This window comes from Kluyvera sp. EC_51 (assembly GCF_019584505.1).
Lineage (GTDB): Bacteria > Pseudomonadota > Gammaproteobacteria > Enterobacterales > Enterobacteriaceae > Kluyvera > Kluyvera sichuanensis.
The window spans coordinates 1-227 of record NZ_VDAG01000064.1; the positions used below are offsets into that span (position 1 = coordinate 1).

Genomic DNA, 227 nt, shown 5'->3' on the forward strand with positions numbered 1-227 from the left:
TTTTTTTACGCACTGCGGTTAATGATTTCATGGATAGCGTCCACCATATTTGGTGTCCACTATCCTCTCAGGAATATCAGGATCTGCCAGACGGTGCTGAGACGACGCTTACGATCAAGTGTCTTACCTGCGTCGATGATTTCACAAAGGAATGCCTGACGGTCACTGTTGCCTTTGGGATTTCAGGCGTTCAGGTCACGCGTATTCTGGACAGCATTGCACTGTTT

General features: G+C 47.6%; 1 pseudogene. It reads left to right on the top strand.

The features are described 5' to 3' along the window. Positions 1 to 107 precede the first annotated feature (107 nt). Positions 108 to 227, top strand: a pseudogene (locus FHC49_RS12270) (IS3 family transposase); the annotation flags it as partial.